This is a genomic window from Negadavirga shengliensis, assembly GCF_042652345.1.
GTDB classification, from domain to species: domain Bacteria; phylum Bacteroidota; class Bacteroidia; order Cytophagales; family Cyclobacteriaceae; genus Negadavirga; species Negadavirga shengliensis.
Map to the genome: position 1 here is coordinate 116,716 of NZ_JBHSJJ010000006.1, position 18,249 is coordinate 134,964.

12 protein-coding genes are annotated in these 18,249 nt (G+C 44.8%); 10 read left to right on the forward strand and 2 right to left on the reverse strand.

All coding sequences use genetic code 11. The annotated features are described in order from the left end of the window. The first annotated feature begins 9 nt into the window (after nt 1-9). The 8 genes from ACFPFU_RS12210 to argJ all read left to right on the forward strand — a co-directional run bounded on the left by ACFPFU_RS12210 (nt 10) and on the right by argJ (nt 10,345). Nucleotides 10-2,022, forward strand: a complete 2,013-nt coding sequence (locus tag ACFPFU_RS12210) for an alpha-amylase family glycosyl hydrolase (RefSeq protein WP_377064863.1) — start codon at nt 10-12, stop codon at nt 2,020-2,022. Nucleotides 2,023-2,166: 144 nt separating this feature from the next. After that, nucleotides 2,167-3,513 carry a Trk system potassium transporter TrkA gene (trkA, locus tag ACFPFU_RS12215; RefSeq protein ID WP_377064865.1) on the forward strand — a complete coding sequence of 449 codons (1,347 nt, stop codon included), beginning with the start codon at nt 2,167-2,169 and terminating at the stop codon, nt 3,511-3,513. Between the two features lie 3 nt (nt 3,514-3,516). Beyond that, complete coding sequence (locus ACFPFU_RS12220) at nt 3,517-4,968, forward strand: TrkH family potassium uptake protein (RefSeq protein WP_377064867.1); 1,452 nt, start codon at nt 3,517-3,519, stop codon at nt 4,966-4,968. Between the two features lie 28 nt (nt 4,969-4,996). Continuing rightward, nucleotides 4,997-5,809 carry a PhzF family phenazine biosynthesis protein gene (locus tag ACFPFU_RS12225; RefSeq protein ID WP_377064869.1) on the forward strand — a complete coding sequence of 271 codons (813 nt, stop codon included), beginning with the start codon at nt 4,997-4,999 and terminating at the stop codon, nt 5,807-5,809. A 233-nt stretch (nt 5,810-6,042) separates the two neighbouring features. After that, the gene (gene argB, locus ACFPFU_RS12230) at nt 6,043-6,867 is read left to right on the forward strand and encodes an acetylglutamate kinase (RefSeq protein ID WP_377064871.1); all 825 of its coding nucleotides are present in this window, start codon (nt 6,043-6,045) and stop codon (nt 6,865-6,867) included. Between the two features lie 2 nt (nt 6,868-6,869). Beyond that, entirely contained in the window at nt 6,870-8,075 is a 1,206-nt protein-coding gene (locus ACFPFU_RS12235; protein ID WP_377064873.1) for an aspartate aminotransferase family protein, read from the forward strand. Beyond that, nucleotides 8,068-9,114 (forward strand): N-acetyl-gamma-glutamyl-phosphate reductase, encoded by a 1,047-nt coding sequence (gene argC, locus ACFPFU_RS12240; RefSeq protein ID WP_377064875.1) that lies wholly within the window; start codon nt 8,068-8,070, stop codon nt 9,112-9,114. The genes ACFPFU_RS12235 and argC overlap by 8 nt, the downstream gene beginning before the upstream one ends. A 19-nt stretch (nt 9,115-9,133) precedes the next feature. Continuing rightward, nucleotides 9,134-10,345 (forward strand): bifunctional glutamate N-acetyltransferase/amino-acid acetyltransferase ArgJ, encoded by a 1,212-nt coding sequence (gene argJ / locus ACFPFU_RS12245; RefSeq protein ID WP_377064877.1) that lies wholly within the window; start codon nt 9,134-9,136, stop codon nt 10,343-10,345. Between the two features lie 353 nt (nt 10,346-10,698). On the opposite strand, the gene ACFPFU_RS12250 is transcribed toward argJ, so the two are convergent. Next, nucleotides 10,699-13,710, reverse strand: a complete 3,012-nt coding sequence (locus ACFPFU_RS12250; RefSeq protein ID WP_377064879.1) for a ligand-binding sensor domain-containing protein — start codon at nt 13,708-13,710, stop codon at nt 10,699-10,701. Between the two features lie 158 nt (nt 13,711-13,868). Then, complete coding sequence (locus tag ACFPFU_RS12255) at nt 13,869-15,428, reverse strand: neutral/alkaline non-lysosomal ceramidase N-terminal domain-containing protein (protein ID WP_377064881.1); 1,560 nt, start codon at nt 15,426-15,428, stop codon at nt 13,869-13,871. A gap of 148 nt (nt 15,429-15,576) precedes the next feature. On the opposite strand from ACFPFU_RS12255, the gene ACFPFU_RS12260 reads away from it, so the two are divergent. Together ACFPFU_RS12260 and ACFPFU_RS12265 are read left to right on the forward strand one after the other, a co-directional pair. Continuing rightward, nucleotides 15,577-16,836 carry a WD40 repeat domain-containing protein gene (locus ACFPFU_RS12260; RefSeq protein WP_377064883.1) on the forward strand — a complete coding sequence of 420 codons (1,260 nt, stop codon included), beginning with the start codon at nt 15,577-15,579 and terminating at the stop codon, nt 16,834-16,836. A 173-nt stretch (nt 16,837-17,009) separates the two neighbouring features. Beyond that, nucleotides 17,010-18,221 (forward strand): hypothetical protein, encoded by a 1,212-nt coding sequence (locus ACFPFU_RS12265; protein ID WP_377064885.1) that lies wholly within the window; start codon nt 17,010-17,012, stop codon nt 18,219-18,221. The last annotated feature ends 28 nt before the right edge of the window (nt 18,222-18,249 follow it).

The window sequence follows — 18,249 nt, forward strand, 5'->3', positions numbered from 1 at the left end:
GAATATTCCGTGGAAAAAGACAAAACATTGGCCATCGTCCAGGAAGATCCGTGGTTGGAAAATTATAAAGAAGAAATTTATCAGCGATGGACCAGATACCAAAGTGCGTTGCATGAGATACTGAAGGTAAATGGCAGTTTATCAGCCTTCGCCCAAGGTCATGAATATTTTGGGATCAACTTTGATACTGAGAAAAACGGGTGGGTGTACAGGGAATGGGCTCCGGAAGCAGAAGCTTTGTTTTTTATTGGGGATTTTAACGGTTGGGACAGGGCTTCACATCCGATGAAAAAGGATGAGTGGGGAGTATGGGAGCTGTTTTTACCCTATTCGTTATACAAGGACGTCTTTCTTCACCAAAGCTTGGTCAAAGTACATGTTGTACATGCAAAGGGGAATTTGGACCGGATCCCCGCTTACATCCGCCGGGTAGTTCAGGATGGAGAAAGCAGGGATTTTGCCGGTCAACTGTGGTTCCCCGAAGAGCCTTTTGAATGGACCGACCAGTCATTTGTTCCCCGGCTGGAAAAAACGGGCCCGATCATTTACGAATGCCATGTGGGGATGGGACAGGAAGAGGAAGAGGTCGGGACCTACCGGGCGTTTGCAGATGACATCCTTCCAAAAATCAAGAAGACAGGATATAATGCCGTACAGTTGATGGCCGTGATGGAACATCCTTACTACGGTTCGTTTGGTTATCACGTTTCCAATTTTTTTTCGCCTTCCAGCAGATTTGGAACACCAGAGGACTTAAAATACCTGGTAAATAGGGCGCATGATCTGGGTTTGGCGGTGATTATGGACATTGTGCACTCCCATTCTGTACAGAACACCTCAGAAGGGCTCAATGAGTTTGACGGATCGGATCATCAATATTTTCATGCAGGTCCCAGGGGGTACCATGAAGTGTGGGACTCCAAGCTTTTTGATTATGGAAAATGGGAAGTGAAGCGGTTTTTGCTTTCCAATATCCGTTATTGGCTTGATGAATTTCATTTTGATGGATATCGTTTTGACGGCGTCACCAGCATGCTTTATTTCCATCATGGCCTTATTACCTTTGATCATTTTGATAAATATTTTGTGAAGGACGTAGACTGGGAGGCTATCATTTATCTTCAATTGGCCAATGCACTCATCAAGGAGCTCAAACCTTCCGCCATTTCGATCGCTGAAGAGGTCAGCGGCATGCCAGGACTGTGCCGTAAACCCGAAGAAGGGGGGATTGGCTTCGATTACCGTATGGCCATGGGTATTCCGGATTTTTACATTAAAATCCTCAAAGAAAAACGTGATGAGGAATGGGATATTTTGGAGTTTTGGAAGGAGTTGAGCGACCGGAGATACAGGGAAAAAACGATTGCATATGCTGAGTCCCATGACCAGGCGCTGGTGGGGGACAAATCCATCGCATTTTGGCTCATGGACAAGGAAATGTATTTTCATATGCAGATCACCGATCCAAACCACATCATTGATAGGGGCGTTGCCTTGCACAAATTGTTCAGGCTTTTTACCATTAGTTTGGGAGGGGAAGGATACCTTAACTTTATGGGTAACGAATTTGGGCATCCGGAATGGATTGATTTTCCCAGAGAAGGCAATAACTGGAGTTACCGCTATGCGAGAAGGCAGTGGAGCCTGGCTGAAAATCCCCGGCTCAAGTATAAATACCTGCTTAGATGGGACAGGGCCATGTTACAACTTGTTAAGAAATACAAAGTACTTACAGCACCGTTTGCAGATCAGGTACATGCTGATCCTGCAAATAAAGTGCTGATTTACAAGAGAGGCGGGCTGCTTTTTGCCTTTTCCTTTCACCCGGAAAAGTCGATTTTTGATTATCAGTTCAGAGCTCCGGAAATGGGCAAATACCAGCTGATCGTCAATTCGGATAATCCGGAATTCGGCGGGTTTGGCAGGGTTGACGAAAGCCAATATTACTATACCAACCCACATCAGATCTTGAGTATATATATGACAAACAGGACCGCGTTGGTCTTCAGAAGGGTAAACTGATTTCGGAGGATTTCATTTGGATGCCAGCCGGGAGAAGTTTTTTTTATTTCCGGGAAACAATTATTGGACTTTGTGCATTTATCCTTAATATTACGGCATGTTCTTCTAACACTGTACAGGATTGGAACCGTGCAAATTTAGTTTATGGCAATGAATATCGTGATAGCAGGAGCTGGCGATATGGGATATCACCTCGCAGAGCATTTGAGTTACGAAAACAGGGACATCACCTTGATAGACGTAGACAAAGATGTTTTGGATAATATCAGTGCGAGGCTGGATGTTTTGACCATAGAGGGGGATTCTGCTTCTATAGATGTTCTCAAAAAAGCCAATATCCATACGGCCCATCTGATGTTGTCAGTGACTACTTCGGAAAAAACGAACATATGTGCCGCCGTACTCGCCAAACAGCTGGGAGCCAAGAAGGTGATTGCCAGGGTCAGAAACCACGATTACCTCTATCCGGAAAACAGGATCTATTTTGAAAACCTGGGCATCGATTCCATCATTTCTCCTTCCATGCTCTGTAGCAAGGAAATCTCCCGAATGATGAAACGCTCTACTTTTTCCGACGTGATCGAGTTTGAAGGGGGGAAGCTCAATGTGGTAGGCATCACGCTGGAACGGACCTCGCCGCTCGTCAACAGAAAACTTTCCGATACCAGAAGCAATCCTATCTTCAAAGATGTAAGAATTATCGCCATAGTACGTGACCAAAGAACCATCATTCCCAGGGGAAACACCGTCATTCATAATAACGACCATGTTTTTTTTATCTCCATTAAGAAAGCAGTGGATTCTATCAAGGAGTTGATCCATCACAAAGAAAAGGATATTCAGAGCGTGATGATAATTGGGGGGGATGACTTGGCCTTTTCCACTGCTTTGGAAATGGAAAAAACCTATGGGGTGACGTTGATCCATAACAACAAGGAAAGGTGTAAGTGGCTGGCAGAAAGGTTGAACGAAACGCTGGTGATCCATGGGGATTACAAAAACGTCAATTTGCTTATGGAGGAAGGACTGGAAACCATGGACAGTTTCCTGGCCCTGACAGAAAGTTCTGAAACCAACATCATCACCAGCCTTAGTGCTAAAAACCACGGGGTCTACAAAACCATTGCCCACGTAGATACCCGGGAGTATATACATATTTCGCATAGTATTGGGGTAGATTCTCTAATCAATAAAAAACTGGTAGCCGCGAATCATGTAAGCCGCTATTTGAGAAAGGGCATGGTAGAGGTGGTTTCCGGCATTCATGGCGTGGAGGCGGAATTCATTCAGTACGTGGTGACCAAAAACAACCGCTTGACCAAGAAATCCCTGAAGGATTTGCATTTTCCGGACACGACCATTGTAGCAGGAGTCATTAGGGGCGATGAGGTTTTTATTCCCGACGGCGATTTTCATCTTCAACTCAATGACAAGGCTATAGTACTTACCTTGCCAGAAGCCAAACCGGTGCTGGAGAAAATTTTTAACTAAAGCATGATCCATTACAAAGCCATTTTAAAAATGATGGGGGGATTGATGATGCTGTTGGGCCTTTTGATGGCTCCCAGTATTGCGTTCTCTTATTATTATGGCAGCGGGGACCAGTTTACACTCATCACATCTGCTTTTATCTGTATAAGCAACGGTGCCATTCTGTTTTTTTCTTTTGGCAGCCAGGATCAAAATATCCGGAAAAGGGAAGGCTATATGATCGTGGCATTGAGCTGGCTGGTGATGGCCATATTTGGCATGATGCCTTATCTGTTGAGTGGCAGCATCAGCTATTTGCCTGACGCTATTTTCGAGACCGTTTCCGGTTTTACCACGACCGGAGCCACTATATTAAATGATATAGAGGTACTGCCGGCAGGTATCCTTCTTTGGCGCAGCATGACGCAATGGATAGGTGGTTTAGGAATCATTGTTCTTACGGTCGCCATATTTCCATTGTTGGGTATTGGAGGCATAGAGCTTTTTGTTGCGGAGTCGCCCGGACCTACCTCAGACAAGCTTCATCCGCGCATCAGGGAAACGGCCAAGAGACTGTGGTTTGTGTATGTGGGCCTGACCATTTTAGCAATGCTGATGTACTATTTAGGAGGGATGACTTTTTTTGATGCGGTCAATCATGGCTTGACTACCATGGCAACCGGAGGGTTTTCCACGAAAAATGAAAGTATGGCTTATTTTACCAATCCATGGATACATTATACCGCCATTGTTTTTATGTTTTTGGCGGGTACAAATTTTACCCTCTTATATTTCGGGTTCAAAGGCAGATTCAAAAGGGTGTGGGCGAGTGATGAGTTCCGGGCTTATTCCATCACGGTAGTCATCATTTCCGGGATTATTTTTGGAGCCATTTATTTTTTAAAGGAAGGCCCTATCGAAAAGGCCTTTCGCGAAGGGCTTTTTCAAGTCATCTCGTTGATTACTACCACGGGCTATGTGACTGCTGATTATACGGCATACAGCAATGGTCTCACCCTTATCTTCTTTATGTTCCTTTTTTTCGGTGCGAGTGCGGGTTCCACCAGCGGGGGTATCAAGTTTATACGTCACCTTACTTTTGTGAAAAATTCCACTTTGGAATTCAAGCGGATTGTGCACCCGAGGGCAGTGGTTCCTTTAAAAATAAACGGGGAAAGAGTTACAGGAAAAATCATCACCCACATCATGAACTTTCTTCTGATATACCTGATGATCTTTGTGCTGGGCAGCATTGTGATGTCCGTTGCCGGGTATGACATGATTACCTCTTTCGGGGCAGTGGCCACTTCCTTGGGTAATGTGGGCCCGGCCATTGGGCATGTGGGTCCGATGGACAATTTTGCTTTCTTTTCCCCTTTCGGCAAATTGTTTTTAAGCTTTCTGATGCTTTTGGGAAGGTTGGAACTATTTACCATTCTGGTCTTGTTCTCTCCTTATTTCTGGCGGACCAATTAATCCACTTGTTTTATTTATTTCAATTACGATGTCAAAAGATCTTGATTATACAGTCATTTCAGTTTTTGCCGCTCCCGAACTGGGCTTTAAGGGAAATCCTGCAGCCGTCATCCGGACAGAACATCCGCTATCCGACAATGAAATGCAGCTGCTCGCCAACAAAATCCAAATGCCGGCGACTTCCTTTATATATGTGGATGAAGGGGGGCGCTATCAGGTCAGATGGTTTGCACCGGATGAGGAAATCGGCTTGTGCGGACATGGAGCCGCCGCGGCCGGGATCTACCTGGGTATGGAGGCACAACGTCAGAAAACCTTTCTTTTGAATTATAAAGAAGGCCAGGTCCAGGTGCAGTGGATGGGGAAAAACGGGTTTAGGCTCAGGCTTGAACCGATTCCGGTGATCAGGAAAATTCAGGTGCCTGAAGCCATCGAGGAGGGATTGGGCATACCGGTAATAGCGATGTGGGAGACCTCCAATAAACATCTTATTCTGACAGATGGCGAAAAATCGGTAAGGGAAATGAAACCGGATTTCGAAACGCTGAGAAAATCAGCTGTTTTTGGTTATGCCGTGACGGCCGAAGGGGAAGAAGCAGATTTTGTCAGCCGCACCCTGGTGCCCCATGTACAGCAACTGGAAGACCATGCGACCGGTTCTTCACATGCTTTTTTGGTGCCTTTCTGGGCCGAAGAACTTGGAAAAAAGGAAATGACCTCCTATCAACTGAGTCCAAGAGGAGGGCTTTTCAAAAGTGTCTTTAACGAAACCCACTTGGATCTTATCGGAAAATATACCGTAGGGAAAATCGATGCTGTCGCGGGACACCACGGAGGGTGACAGATTGACTGCCTTTCTGGCACGGAGTTTTCATTATTTAAACATTACTTTTAAATATTCTTATTTATAGCCCCGATTTAAAAATAACGGTATTTTTTTTCTTGTTTGGTATCATTATTGTGTAATTATTCGGTGAAATATTAAAAAGTAAGGGGGAAGCCAAATTTAATTTATCCATAGCGGGTTTTTAATCTACAAGCTAAACCCTTGGATTCCAAACAAAACCTATCAACATGAAGGATCAAAAAGTTCTCATCAAATACGGTGGGAACGCGATGGTAAACGAACAATTAAAAAAAGACATTGCAGCAAGGATAAAACTTTTACAGGAAAACGGGCGCCAAGTTATCCTGGTTCATGGAGGCGGCCCATTCATCAACAAAGCGCTGGAAACTGCCGGTATCAAATCCGAATTTTTTGACGGTCACAGACATACCAGTATCCAGGCACTCCAATGTATTGAAACCACCCTGAAAGGAGAAGTAAACAGTTCTTTGGTTAATCTGCTTAATAGGGAGGGCCTCAATGCAGTAGGTCTTTCCGGAAAAGATGGAAGGATGGCCGTGGCCAAAAAACGTTGGCACCTGACCAAAGACGCCCAAGGTGTGGAAAAACAAATCGATTTGGGACAAGTGGGGGAGCTGGTACAGGTAGACACTTTGCTTCTGGATACCTTGCTTTCAAAGGGCTTTATTCCTGTAGTCACCTGCATCGCTTCAGACGAGGAAGGCAATGACTACAACATCAACGCAGACGTTTTTGCCGGAAAAATAGCCTCAGCACTGAAAGTGGACGAATACATTGTGCTCACAGACGTGGACGGACTATATCTGGACTTTCCTGACCCTGCCTCTATTATTGACCGGATCAGCTTGGATGAATTGTCCGGTTATTATGGGTCTGTGATCAGAGGTGGCATGATACCCAAAATAGAATCATGCGAAGAGGCGCTCAAAGCAGGTGTGAAAAAAGCCATCATATTGAATGGTACCCGGCCTGATGAGATTACCGATTATATTCTGAACCAGAAAAAAACAGGAACCACCTTAACCCAATAATTATGCAGGTTTCAAATGATTATCTATATAACGAAGACAAGAAAAACTATTTGCCGACCTTCAAACGTTTTCCTTTGGCTTTTATAAAAGGGAAAGGTAGCAGGGTTTGGGATGCTGATGGCAAAGAATACATCGATATGCTTGCCGGAATAGCAGTCAACAATTTGGGCCATTGCCATCCTAAAGTGGTTAAAGCTATTCAGGATCAGGCTGCCGTGCTGATTCATGTATCCAATTTTTTCGTCAGTCCGCCCCAAGTGGCTTTGAGCAAGCTTTTGGTGGATCTGAGTAAATTAGACCGTGTATTTCTCACCAATAGCGGGGCCGAATCTGTAGAGGGAGCCATGAAAATCGCCAGAAAATATGCCCATACACATGGAAGAGGAGGCCGGATCATTTCCATGGAAAACTCCTTTCATGGCAGGACGTTGGCGACCATAGCCACTGGCCAAGCCAAATACCAGCAGGGCTTTGAGCCCATACCGGCAGGTTTCGTGCAAGTACCTTTCAATGATCTTGATGCGGTAAAGGTGCAGATGGACAATGAGGTGGCCGCCGTCATCATTGAACCGATACAAGGTGAGGGAGGGATTATTCCCGCCGACTTGGCTTACCTCAAGGGATTAAGGAAACTGTGTGATGAAAACAATGTCCTTCTGATATTCGACGAAGTTCAGTGTGGGATCGGACGGTCTGGAAAATTCTTTGCAAAAGAACACTATGACGTCCAGCCGGATATCATGACTTTGGCCAAAGGGCTGGGAGGCGGCGTCCCCATCGGTGCATTCCTTTGCAAAAAGAAAGTGGCAGATGTGATCAATTTTGGAGACCATGGCACCACTTTCGGCGGAAATCCACTGGCATCAGCGGCCGCTCTGGCCACCATAAAAACCATTTTGGAAGAAGATTTGTGCACTGCGGCGGACGAAAAAGGGGCCTGGATAACGCAGCGCGTCAAAGAGATGGCGGATAAATACGGCATGATCAATGAAATACGCGGTTTAGGGCTGATGATCGGCGTTCAACTCGACCGGCCGGCAGCACCTTTGGTAAAGGCTTTGTTGGACGAGGGGGTTATAGCGAATGCAACCGCAGAGACTGTGTTGAGATTGGTGCCGCCTTTGAACATCCCACAAAGTGACCTGGAGGAGGTAATGGACAAATTGGAGAGGAACATTGAGAAGCTAGTATCTGAAAAAAATGGATAAGAAAAAATATAAAATCAGTATTGTCGGGGCGAGTGGATATACCGGATCGGAGCTTGCCAGGATACTGGTACACCATCCCAACGCGGAGATTGTGGATATCACGTCTGAAAGCCATAAGGGGAAAAAGTTTTCCGATCTTCATCCCCAGTTTTCCGGAATATTGGACCTGACCTTGGTAGGGGCAGAAGACATACAGTTAAGTGATTTGGATATGATTTTTTTGGCTTTGCCACATGGGGTCTCTATGGGCTTTGCAAAAAAATGGGCCGGTTCCGGTATAAGGATCGTTGATCTCTCGGGAGATTTCCGCCTTTCCACAGCGGAGGTTTATGAAGCGTGGTATAAAAAAGAGCATGTTTTTACGGAAGGAATAAAGGATGCCGTATACGGTATGCCTGAGCTTCATGCGGATAAAATCAAAAACGCCGCTTTGGTCGCGAACCCGGGATGTTATCCCACAGCGTCTATTTTAGGATTGGCGCCACTCTTTGCGGCGGGTTGGATTGATCCTCATTCGGTGGTCATTGATGCCAAGTCAGGTCTTACGGGGGCGGGGATAAAATCCAGTTCCGTGACCCATTTCTCCAATGTAAATGAGAATTTTAAAGCTTATGGCATCTCAAACCACCGCCATACCATAGAGATTGAGGAACAGTTATCTTTATTATTAAAAAAAGCTGTTAACTTGCAATTTACCCCACACCTTTTACCTGTGGATAGGGGGATTCTGGCAACATCTTATGCCAGACCCGATCAATCAGAAGTGAGCCAGGAAAAGCTGGAGGACCTTTATAGGAATTATTACAACGGTAAACCGTTTATAAGAATCAGGAAAGAGGTGCCGTCTCTGAAAGATGTGAGGGGAAGCAACTATGCGGATATTTATCCCGTATGGGACCCCCGGACCAAAAGGTTTATCGTGGTTTCGGTTATAGATAATCTGGTGAAAGGTGCCGCGGGTCAGGCGGTGCACAACATGAATATCATGTTGGACCTAAAGGAAATTACGGGACTTGAACACGTTCCCGTGCAACCATAAAACAGAAAGCAGCAATATTATGATCAAGAATATTACCAGCGTGAAAGGAATCAAATGCTGGGGCGCCCATTCGGGAGTAAAGTCCATGCGCAGAGACCTTGCCATTATTTTTTCTGAAGTGCCGGCGGCAGCCGCTGCTACCCTTACCCAGAACAGGGTGCAGGCCGAGCCCATCAAAATCACTAAGAAAAACCTCAAAAATAACCGTGCTCAGGTAATTGTCTGCAATGCAGGTAATGCCAATGCTTGTACAGGTGAACAGGGGAGGTTGGGTGCTGAAGCCATGGCACAGACTGTTGCAGAAGCTTTATCCATATCACCCGAGGACGTCATTGTGGCTTCCACGGGGTTGATTGGAGAAAAATTCCCTACTGAAGAAGTGGTGGAAGGCATCAAAACCATAGTTCCCAAGCTCTCCGGTGAGCCCAAAGCGGGCTCTTTTTTGGCCAATGCCATATTGACGACAGACACGTTTGCCAAAGAGGGGTTTGTGGAATTCGAATGGGAGGGGAAAAGTATTTGCATAGGAGGTGTGGCTAAGGGGTCAGGAATGATCCATCCCAACATGGCCACCATGTTGAGCTTTGTGGCCTCTGATATCAATATTGACGAAAGGCTTCTGGATAAAGCCCTTAAATATTGCGTGGAACGTTCCTTCAATATGATTACCGTGGATGGGGACACTTCAACCAACGACATGGTGGCCATCCTTGCCAACGGCATGGCCGGTAATGACAAGGTATTGGATGAAGAGGACCCCCTGTATCATAAATTCAGGACAAAGCTGTTGGAATTGCTGATCCATCTGGCCAAACTGATTGTTTCGGATGGAGAAGGGGCTTCTAAATTTGTGGAGTATAAAGTTTCCAAAGCCAAATCTGAGGTGATCGCCAGAAAGCTGGTCAGGGCTATTTCCGATTCTGTGTTGGTCAAAACCGCCATGTTTGGGAGGGACCCTAACTGGGGGCGGATCATAGCAGCATGTGGCAATGCAGGTATCGCCTTCAGCTATAAAAAAGCCAATCTTTATTTAGGAGACAGTGAAAATTTAGTATTGGTTTTGCAGAAGGGAACACCCACGGAGTTTGATAAAAACTACATGAAAAAACTGCTCCGGGAATCCCATATCCGGGTATACCTGGAACTCAACACGGGTAAGGAAGAGGCAGTCGGGTGGGGCAGCGACCTTACTACAGATTATGTGATGTTCAATTCGGTATATACCACATGATTTAATACAGTTAACACATATGACTCCAGGAAAGCTGCTATATATGAGGCAGCTTTTTTGATTCATGATGCCCCCAGGTTGTTTTTGGGGGCTGCATATTTCTGGAGTGTCAAGTCAAGGAACGGTTTCGGTAAACCAACGGATTTATTGTCCACGCCTGCCTAAAAGACGGCAGGCAGGAATTCCACTGACCCGCCTGCCTGCCCTCCGTACGACTTCGGGAGGCGGACCGGCGAGGCACGGTTGACACGAACTTCATGAAATGCTCCAGATCGTTGAATCGTTTTTATAGAGTCGGGGACAACCATATGCTCCCAGAAATTAGCTGTTATACTTGACTTGACATGAGTGGTCTATAGTGGCACATGCAATTGGATTTCTGATCCGTTACCAACTTTGGAATGGATGATGAGATAGGCACGCATGTTTTGCGCTCTTTTTTTCATGTTGCTCAAGCCGTTCCCAGAGTCAGCAGATAAAGGATCAAAACCCCTTCCGTAATCCTTTACCCGCATATTCAGTTTATTGTTCTTCAGGGAAAAATGAACCATTGCCTCTTTTGATCCGCTATATTTTGCCAGGTTGTTGACAGCTTCTTTGAAGATCAGAAAGAGATCCCTTCGGGCGTCCATGGGAAGCTTGACTTCCAGCACATTTTCCTCCACCTCAAATGTGTAATTGATGTCCTTTGCTTCGAACAACTGAGCCGCAAACCCTCTCATTCTGGAAATGATCTTATCCATGGAATCATTTTGGGGCTTGATGCTCCATACAATGTCATCCATGGCTTCCATCATCCTTTGACTGTTGTCGGAAATTTTGGAAATATATTCACTGGTTTTAACAGGATCAGTATGCAGCTTGGTTTTGGCCATACTACTGAGGATATTGATGGTGCTAAGCGTGGAACCCATATCATCATGCAGGTCCCTGGCCACGCGGTTTCTTAGGGCCACTACCGCCAGCATCCGGTTGAGATGGAGCCGGTAAGCCCCGGCTATGATCCCACCGGCAAGAAGTATAAGTAATGTTCTGAACCACCAGGTCTCAAAAAAAGGGGGAGTTATGGAGAAACTAAAATCTACCGTTTCCGAAGATTCACCTTCTTCGTTTTCCGTTTTAACTTGAAATATGTAGTTGCCCGGAGGAAGGTATGAATAAACCGCTTTATTGTCTTCATCTGCACTTACCCAATCCGTTTCCAGATTGATGAGCCGATGGTAGTATTTTAGTTTCCTTTGTTGCAGAAAACCGGTGGTGTTATAATAAAAGGTAAAAGAATTTTGTTGATGACCGAAAGTACGTTTGCTTTCAGAAAGGAGGGAATCCACATACAGTTCTTTGTTAAATAGTTGTAGGTAGGTAATAAACGGTTTTTGAGGGGTCAATTCAGGCTCGAACATTTCTGGACGAAACGCAAATAAAGAGCTGAAACCGAGAAACAGCAATCTCCCATCACGGGTATTGATTCCCCAAAACCCATCCGGTTCAAGGCCCAAAAAGCCATCCCGGCTTTCATACCGTAGGATTGATTTGTTTTTGGGATTATACCGGCAGATGCCATTAGGCGTATATATCCACAGATGGCCGGAAGGGTCTGTAAGCAAAGCTTGGATTTTATTGCTGGATAAACCTTCAGCATAGGATAGCACCTGGTTTTTCCGGGTATACACATTGTAGAGGTTGAGTAAGTCTCCTCCAAAAACCATGACACTATCAGTAAGCCGAATAATTTTCTCCATATTATTACCGGAAAGTACACGGTCATTCAATAAGAGGTTAATTTCACCGGTATTCAAATCCATCCGGTGTATACCTTTTCCGGAGGTGGCTATCCATAAATTGTCTTTGTCGTCAGGATAAAGAAAGGTAATGGTCACATTAAAATTATGGACCAGTTCAAATGAAGTTGCGGAAACCGGAGAATTCACCGGGAATTTCACCACTTTTCCATTTTGGGTTCCCAACCAGACATTGCCCTTTTTGTCTTGTGCTATGGCCCTGATGGTGCTGTTCTTAACAGCCGGTGGGTTTATAAAAAACGATTGATCCGTGGCAGGGTCGAAAAGATGCAGCCAGCCTGACTGACACCCTATCCATACCTTTCCATGGGTACTGTCCTGCAGCACTTGCCAGGTTTGCTTTATCTCAGACAGGTTGGGTGCCGATGTATATAGAAAATCATTTGGTTGCTGGTTAAAATCATGGTCGTAAACCAAAACTCCTTTCCCCCAATTGGCAAGCCAAAATTCCGGTTTTCCCTTAGGCTTCCTATCGATTTCCGCAACCGCAACCGTTCCGTTTTCTGTTACCTCGTCGGGCAATAGGGTATGTTGTATATCCCCCGTCTTTCCAGGGATTTGAAAAAGGCCCTCGTCAGTCGCAAACCATACAGATCCTTCCTCGTCTTCTACCATTTGGTAGGCGTTACCAAAGATCAGTTTGTCTGTCCGCTGACTGACAAAGCCGTCTGAAATCGAATCATATAAAAAGAGACTGTGAAACCCGAACTTCCATAATATTGAGCCGCTGGTCTGAAAAGAGGCATCGATTTGATTGTATTCACTTTGATGCATGACCAGGGAACTGGAAAAATCCGCATACTCACCTGTTTTTTCATTGAACCTGAGAATAACTTGATCGTCCGGCCAATAGGTTATCCAGTGATTCCTCTCCTCATCAATAAAGTACCCGGTCATTTGATAAAAATCCTCCTTCTCAAGCAGGGGGTGGGCTATAGGATTGTTATGACGGCTATAAACTTCTCCCGAATTTTTATCAAATATAACCAATCCTTCCACACAGGTGAAATAAAACAAGCCACTTTGCTGATCCTCGTAGATGTTGTTTATCCTGTAATCCTCCGGTAATTGTACAAAAGCCGAACCGGTATTGAAATGCTGGTTTTCCGGATCGTAGGAAAATACGCCTTTTCTTTTAATGACCACATGTAAATCCCCCTCGCTGTCTTTCCACAAAAAATCCCCATATTCCCGATTGGTTGGATCCGAAAAAGGTATTCTCTGAAACGATTTGTTTCCAGGATCAAAAATCCCATAAGATTCTCCGGATTTTATCCATATTCTGCCTTCCCGGTCGTCCATAATCTGGAAAACAGGTGCGGGCGGAAGCCCATAGGGAGAACTAATGCTATAATAGCGAAAAAACCTTCCATCATATCTCTGCAGCCCATTCATAGTACCCAGCCAAAGCGTCCCTTGCGGATCTTTCCAAATGCAGAAGACATGATTGGAAGCGAGGCCGTCTTTGGTAGTGAAATGATTAAAAAACTTTCGGCCGCTTTGGGCAAAAACCTGCCCGAAGCATATAAAAAACCATATACAGATATACAGCCGAATCTTCATACAATCCCTTAAAAATAAACAGCAATTTTTAATTATTTTCGATTATCCAAAAGATTATATCTTTTTTTGTTTCGTTGAAAAGATCCTGCCGTTTGCCTGTCTAACGGGGAAGAAATGCAAAAGTAAAGCGTGCCTTTCATGCCTATTATGATAATTGTTTATGGGCTGTTCAGGTCCTCCAGCAGCTCCAATATTGCTTTATGAATGGTAGGAGCAGTCTCTGGCCCCAGAGAGTTTATTTCTCCATAGGGGGCTTTTTTCCCCCCATAGGTAAAGGGATACTTTTCATCCCACTGGCTCTTAGGTATGATATACCCGATCATATCATTGCTCATGCCGCCGAAAAATTTATATTTTCCGGGCATTTTGTCCTTTATGGCAGGAACTTCTACAGGATCGATCTCAAAATCCCTCCCTGCCGGTGCTTCCACACCGCCATTTAAAATCTCGGGGTAGAGTTCACCCGGAACATGCACAAAGGTAGCCGGGCCGATTTTCCAGACATTTACTTCAGATCTCACATGCCCCCACCTTGTAAATCCTCGGTCAAATACTCCCACCAGCGCAGCTAAACGGAAAAGGTTATTGTCCATCGCCAATTCCAGACTCTTGGCTCTGAGTTCCAAAGTTCCCGCTGTCATTTTTTCCATTCCTTTTGTCATCTCTTCAAAAGTGATTTTTGAGAGGGCCAGACCCTGGGCAGCAATTTTATCAATATTTTCTTCCCAAAGAGTATCTCCATGATAAGGGTGGATTACCGGATCACCCGGTCTCGTGGTCATCAGGCCGCCTAAAGCCCCGTTCATAAAGATGGCTGTTCCCCCGAGCCCCTCATGCAGCAAAGTGTCACCTTGAGTGATGCCATTTTCCATATGTTGCCGCCAATAGTGCGGGAAATCGGAACTGATTAAGGTGTTGCCCGACCAGAGGGTTTCGGGATGATTTCCCCAATTCAAAAGAATCCCCACAGTTTGGCCGTCTTCCGCATCCGTGACTTTCATGATGCGGATGGCTTCATCAAACACCTGAGGGTCCCTTGAATCTCCCACCAAAGTTCCCGCATCGTTTTCGTTAACGGCAAAATGGAAGTGGGCGGGCTTCTTGGTGTTAGAAGCACTGATGACCGCTGCCTCTATTCCTTCATAAACCTGCTCTAAATAATCTTTATCCACTCCCCTGGTATAGGGGTTGGGGCCCCACATTCCCATCAGATCGGGTGATGAATGTACGTGGGTACTGGATATGATCAGGTGGTCCAAATCCAGCTTTTTATGCAACCTTTTACGGACGGTCAAAACCTCATCGTTTCCGAATCCAATCATGTCGATTACACACAACGCCATTTTTATCTGCCCGTTGTCCAGGACCATCGCCCTGGCCCAAAGCGGATCATTGATACCACTGGCCGGCCTATTTTGATGGAAGCCCGCCAGCCAGACAGGATCAAATTTTCCGTTTCCGTTAAGGTCATTGTATTTGTCACCGTCTTTTTCATTGAACCGGCCATCCCCGTTCGCATCCTCCCAGGTGTCAAAATCCTTTGGCGTGATGTCGACTTTGGCAAAACCCGCTTGAATGAGGCTGATTTGGTTGGATTTCAGATGGATGTCTAATTCATATCCCCAATGTCTGTCCCTAAATTGGTATAAAACAAACAAACCCATCGCTATCACAATAAGAATAAAAGTTATCAAAACCGTTTTTAACAATGAACTCATATGGTATATGGTTGTATACACCATACAATATAATCAGTATTTAGACTATTGGTATGATGTTGTTTTTATTATCACAATAAATGCAACAATGTTGCATTTATTGTGATTTCTTTTTTAGTTTGTAATCGAATCAAATTATTTAATTTCTATGAAAAATTTATCAAAATTGTTTGTGGTTTTTTTTGTTACATGTCTCATAAGTTGTAATCAAGAAGATGACAATCCTTTGACTCCGGATACAGAGGGGTTTGAAGAGTTGGAAAGTAAATGGATGCGCATCGCGCTCTGGGATGAAGATGGGGCCATAAATTTATTGAATCCCTTGGAAAGCCAGGTTGTAAAACCCGACCTGGACAGGTTTTCAGGGGGAAGCAGCAATTATGTGAGTTCTTCGGGGCGGTATATAATTTCACTGGAGAGGCAGGACGGCAGAGTGCTTATTTTTGACACGGGGATCGAGAATCATGGAGATCACGCGCATGTACATGGTCCTAGCTGGCTCAGTGTGGTGGCAGAGGCACCATTACCCACCCATTTCGATGCCAGCCATGGCAACATCATTATTTTTAATGATGGAGACGGATCTGTGACCTGGATCAGAGATCAGTTATTGGAAACGCCTTCTTTCCGGCCCGCTATCATTTTGCCTGCAAATACGAATGCACACCACGGGGCTGCTGCCTGGCTTTCAGGCAATAAGCTGGCAGTGACTTTCCAAGATCCGGAGGCTTCCGGATCGCTCCCCCAATACGTAAAGATTTTGGATGGCAACGGAGAAATATTGTATGAAAATCAGGATGTAAAAGTAACCGGTATCCACGGGGACGCTTCCAACGGTAAATATGCATTATTCGGAGGAACCGAAGGTGTCATTGTGGCTTCCCAAGACAATACGCTTAAGCTGATACCTAATGTTTCCCCCCTTGATCCATCGTCCGGAAACTGGATGGGTACCCTGAGAGGGCATGACCAATTGGAGGTATTTTATGGTTTGGCCAGGAATCACGGGGTTTTTAAAATTGATCCCGAAGCAGAAACCATTCAAAGTATTTATTCCGGTGATGATGTCCATGCTTACTTGATAAGCGCTGACGGTGGTCATTTGGTAGTACAACGAACCGATGGGAACGTGAAGGTTTTTAATGCAAGAACAGGTGTGGAATTGGGCAGTCACAGTATCCTCGCTTCCTTAAGAGGCAATCCATCTGCCAGAAAACAGCTCACGGACTTAGAAATATACAGATTAATGGATGAGGAAAACCCTATTCTCACGCTTTCTGAAGCTTTTATGTATGTGCTGGAACCTGAGAGAGACAAAATTTCAATAAGAGATATAACAACGATGGAAAAAGTCAAGGAAATAGAGACTCCAGATCATATCACTCAGATTCTGCGCGTGGGTTTTTAATCCCATTCAGTATGGTGATTTTAAAAAATAAAAAACAGAGGATACATGTTCTCTGTTTTTTTTAATTGATTTAAGCCTACATATGTATTGATATTCAGTGATTTAAATCATATGTGAGCATTTATTTTTCTATTAAATTTGTTAAAATATTTTTTTCATTAAAAGATACGTCCATGAATATCGTTACATCCTTTGTTTTAGCAATCATCGTATTTTCGTTTGTATCCGTTTCTGACCAGATGAAGTCAGGCGACAGGGTGGTTATCGGGGAGAAAGTTCATCATGACTTATACATCGCCGGAGGCACCGTGACGATCAACGCGCCTGTGGAAGGAGATCTGATAGTGGCCGGAGGCACCATTACGGTCAGTGACTCCATCGCCCAGGATATTTTAGCTGCTGGGGGTACTATAGTAGTAGATGGGTTTGTAGGTGATGATATCCGTTGTGCAGGAGGGACAGTTGTATTTAGTGGCGAAATATTGGGTGATCTTATTGTGGCCGGAGGGAATGTTCATTTGGAAAAAATGGCCGTAATAAATGGTAACCTTGTTGTAACAGGAGGAGAAATTACGGTCGATGGCCGGATCAAAGGTGACATCAAAAGTGCAGGGGGAGCGTTTACATTGAATGGAAGGGTTGAGAACAATCTTGAAGCCAGGGGTGGGAAATTAACGCTAAACGGAAGTGTTCAGGGTAAATCACTTTTGGTCGGAAACGTCATTGAACTTGGGCCTGACATGATATTTGAGGGTGATGTGGTGTACTGGAACAAAAAAGGAGAGTTGGATTTTAAAAACACGCTCACCAGTGGACAGCCTGTTTTTGATTCTTCTTACGCTTTGGAAAACAAGCATTGGTATTTTTTGGGATTTGCATCTATACTCTTGGTAGTCTGGTATTTGGGCACCGCTTTCCTGATGATATTTGTGATACAATATCTGTTTGGAGGTATTTTTAAAAAAGCGGCTGTTACCGCAGTCGATACCACCATGAAATCGCTTGGCTGGGGTGTTTTGTTCATCGTGGGTGTACCGATTTTAGTTGTTCTATCCATAGCCACCATCATCGGTCTTCCCATAGGGGTGATCACCTTGCTGGCTTACCTTACCCTGCTTCTGTTTTCAACGGTTATGGTAGCGCTTCTGGCTGCCAATGCGATCAATAATATCTATTATCAAAGCGCATGGGGGAAGACCAGGATTATTTTGACGGCTTTTTTGATCTTCATCATCTTGAAACTCGTTTCATTGATCCCTTTTATAGGACAATTGGTCATGTTGCTTCTTATATGTCTTACCCTTGGCGCACTGATTGTAAATATACGCTGGAGGCCCTACGGCGGAACCCCGGGCAGGCCTAAAACCGAAGTTCCTTCCTTGTGATGATTGTGAAAATCGTGTCGTGGTGATA

Excerpts from the sequence above, each read along its gene's own strand:
- trkA (WP_377064865.1), top strand. The coding sequence starts at position 2,167 with ATGGCAATGAATATCGTGATAGCAGGAGCTGGCGATATGGGATATCAC.
- ACFPFU_RS12220 (WP_377064867.1), top strand. The coding sequence starts at position 3,517 with ATGATCCATTACAAAGCCATTTTAAAAATGATGGGGGGATTGATGATG.
- ACFPFU_RS12225 (WP_377064869.1), top strand. The coding sequence starts at position 4,997 with ATGTCAAAAGATCTTGATTATACAGTCATTTCAGTTTTTGCCGCTCCC.
- argB (WP_377064871.1), top strand. The coding sequence starts at position 6,043 with ATGAAGGATCAAAAAGTTCTCATCAAATACGGTGGGAACGCGATGGTA.
- ACFPFU_RS12235 (WP_377064873.1), top strand. The coding sequence starts at position 6,870 with ATGCAGGTTTCAAATGATTATCTATATAACGAAGACAAGAAAAACTAT.
- argC (WP_377064875.1), top strand. The coding sequence starts at position 8,068 with ATGGATAAGAAAAAATATAAAATCAGTATTGTCGGGGCGAGTGGATAT.
- argJ (WP_377064877.1), top strand. The coding sequence starts at position 9,134 with ATGATCAAGAATATTACCAGCGTGAAAGGAATCAAATGCTGGGGCGCC.
- ACFPFU_RS12250 (WP_377064879.1), bottom strand. The coding sequence starts at position 13,710 with ATGAAGATTCGGCTGTATATCTGTATATGGTTTTTTATATGCTTCGGG.
- ACFPFU_RS12255 (WP_377064881.1), bottom strand. The coding sequence starts at position 15,428 with ATGAGTTCATTGTTAAAAACGGTTTTGATAACTTTTATTCTTATTGTG.
- ACFPFU_RS12260 (WP_377064883.1), top strand. The coding sequence starts at position 15,577 with ATGAAAAATTTATCAAAATTGTTTGTGGTTTTTTTTGTTACATGTCTC.
- ACFPFU_RS12265 (WP_377064885.1), top strand. The coding sequence starts at position 17,010 with ATGAATATCGTTACATCCTTTGTTTTAGCAATCATCGTATTTTCGTTT.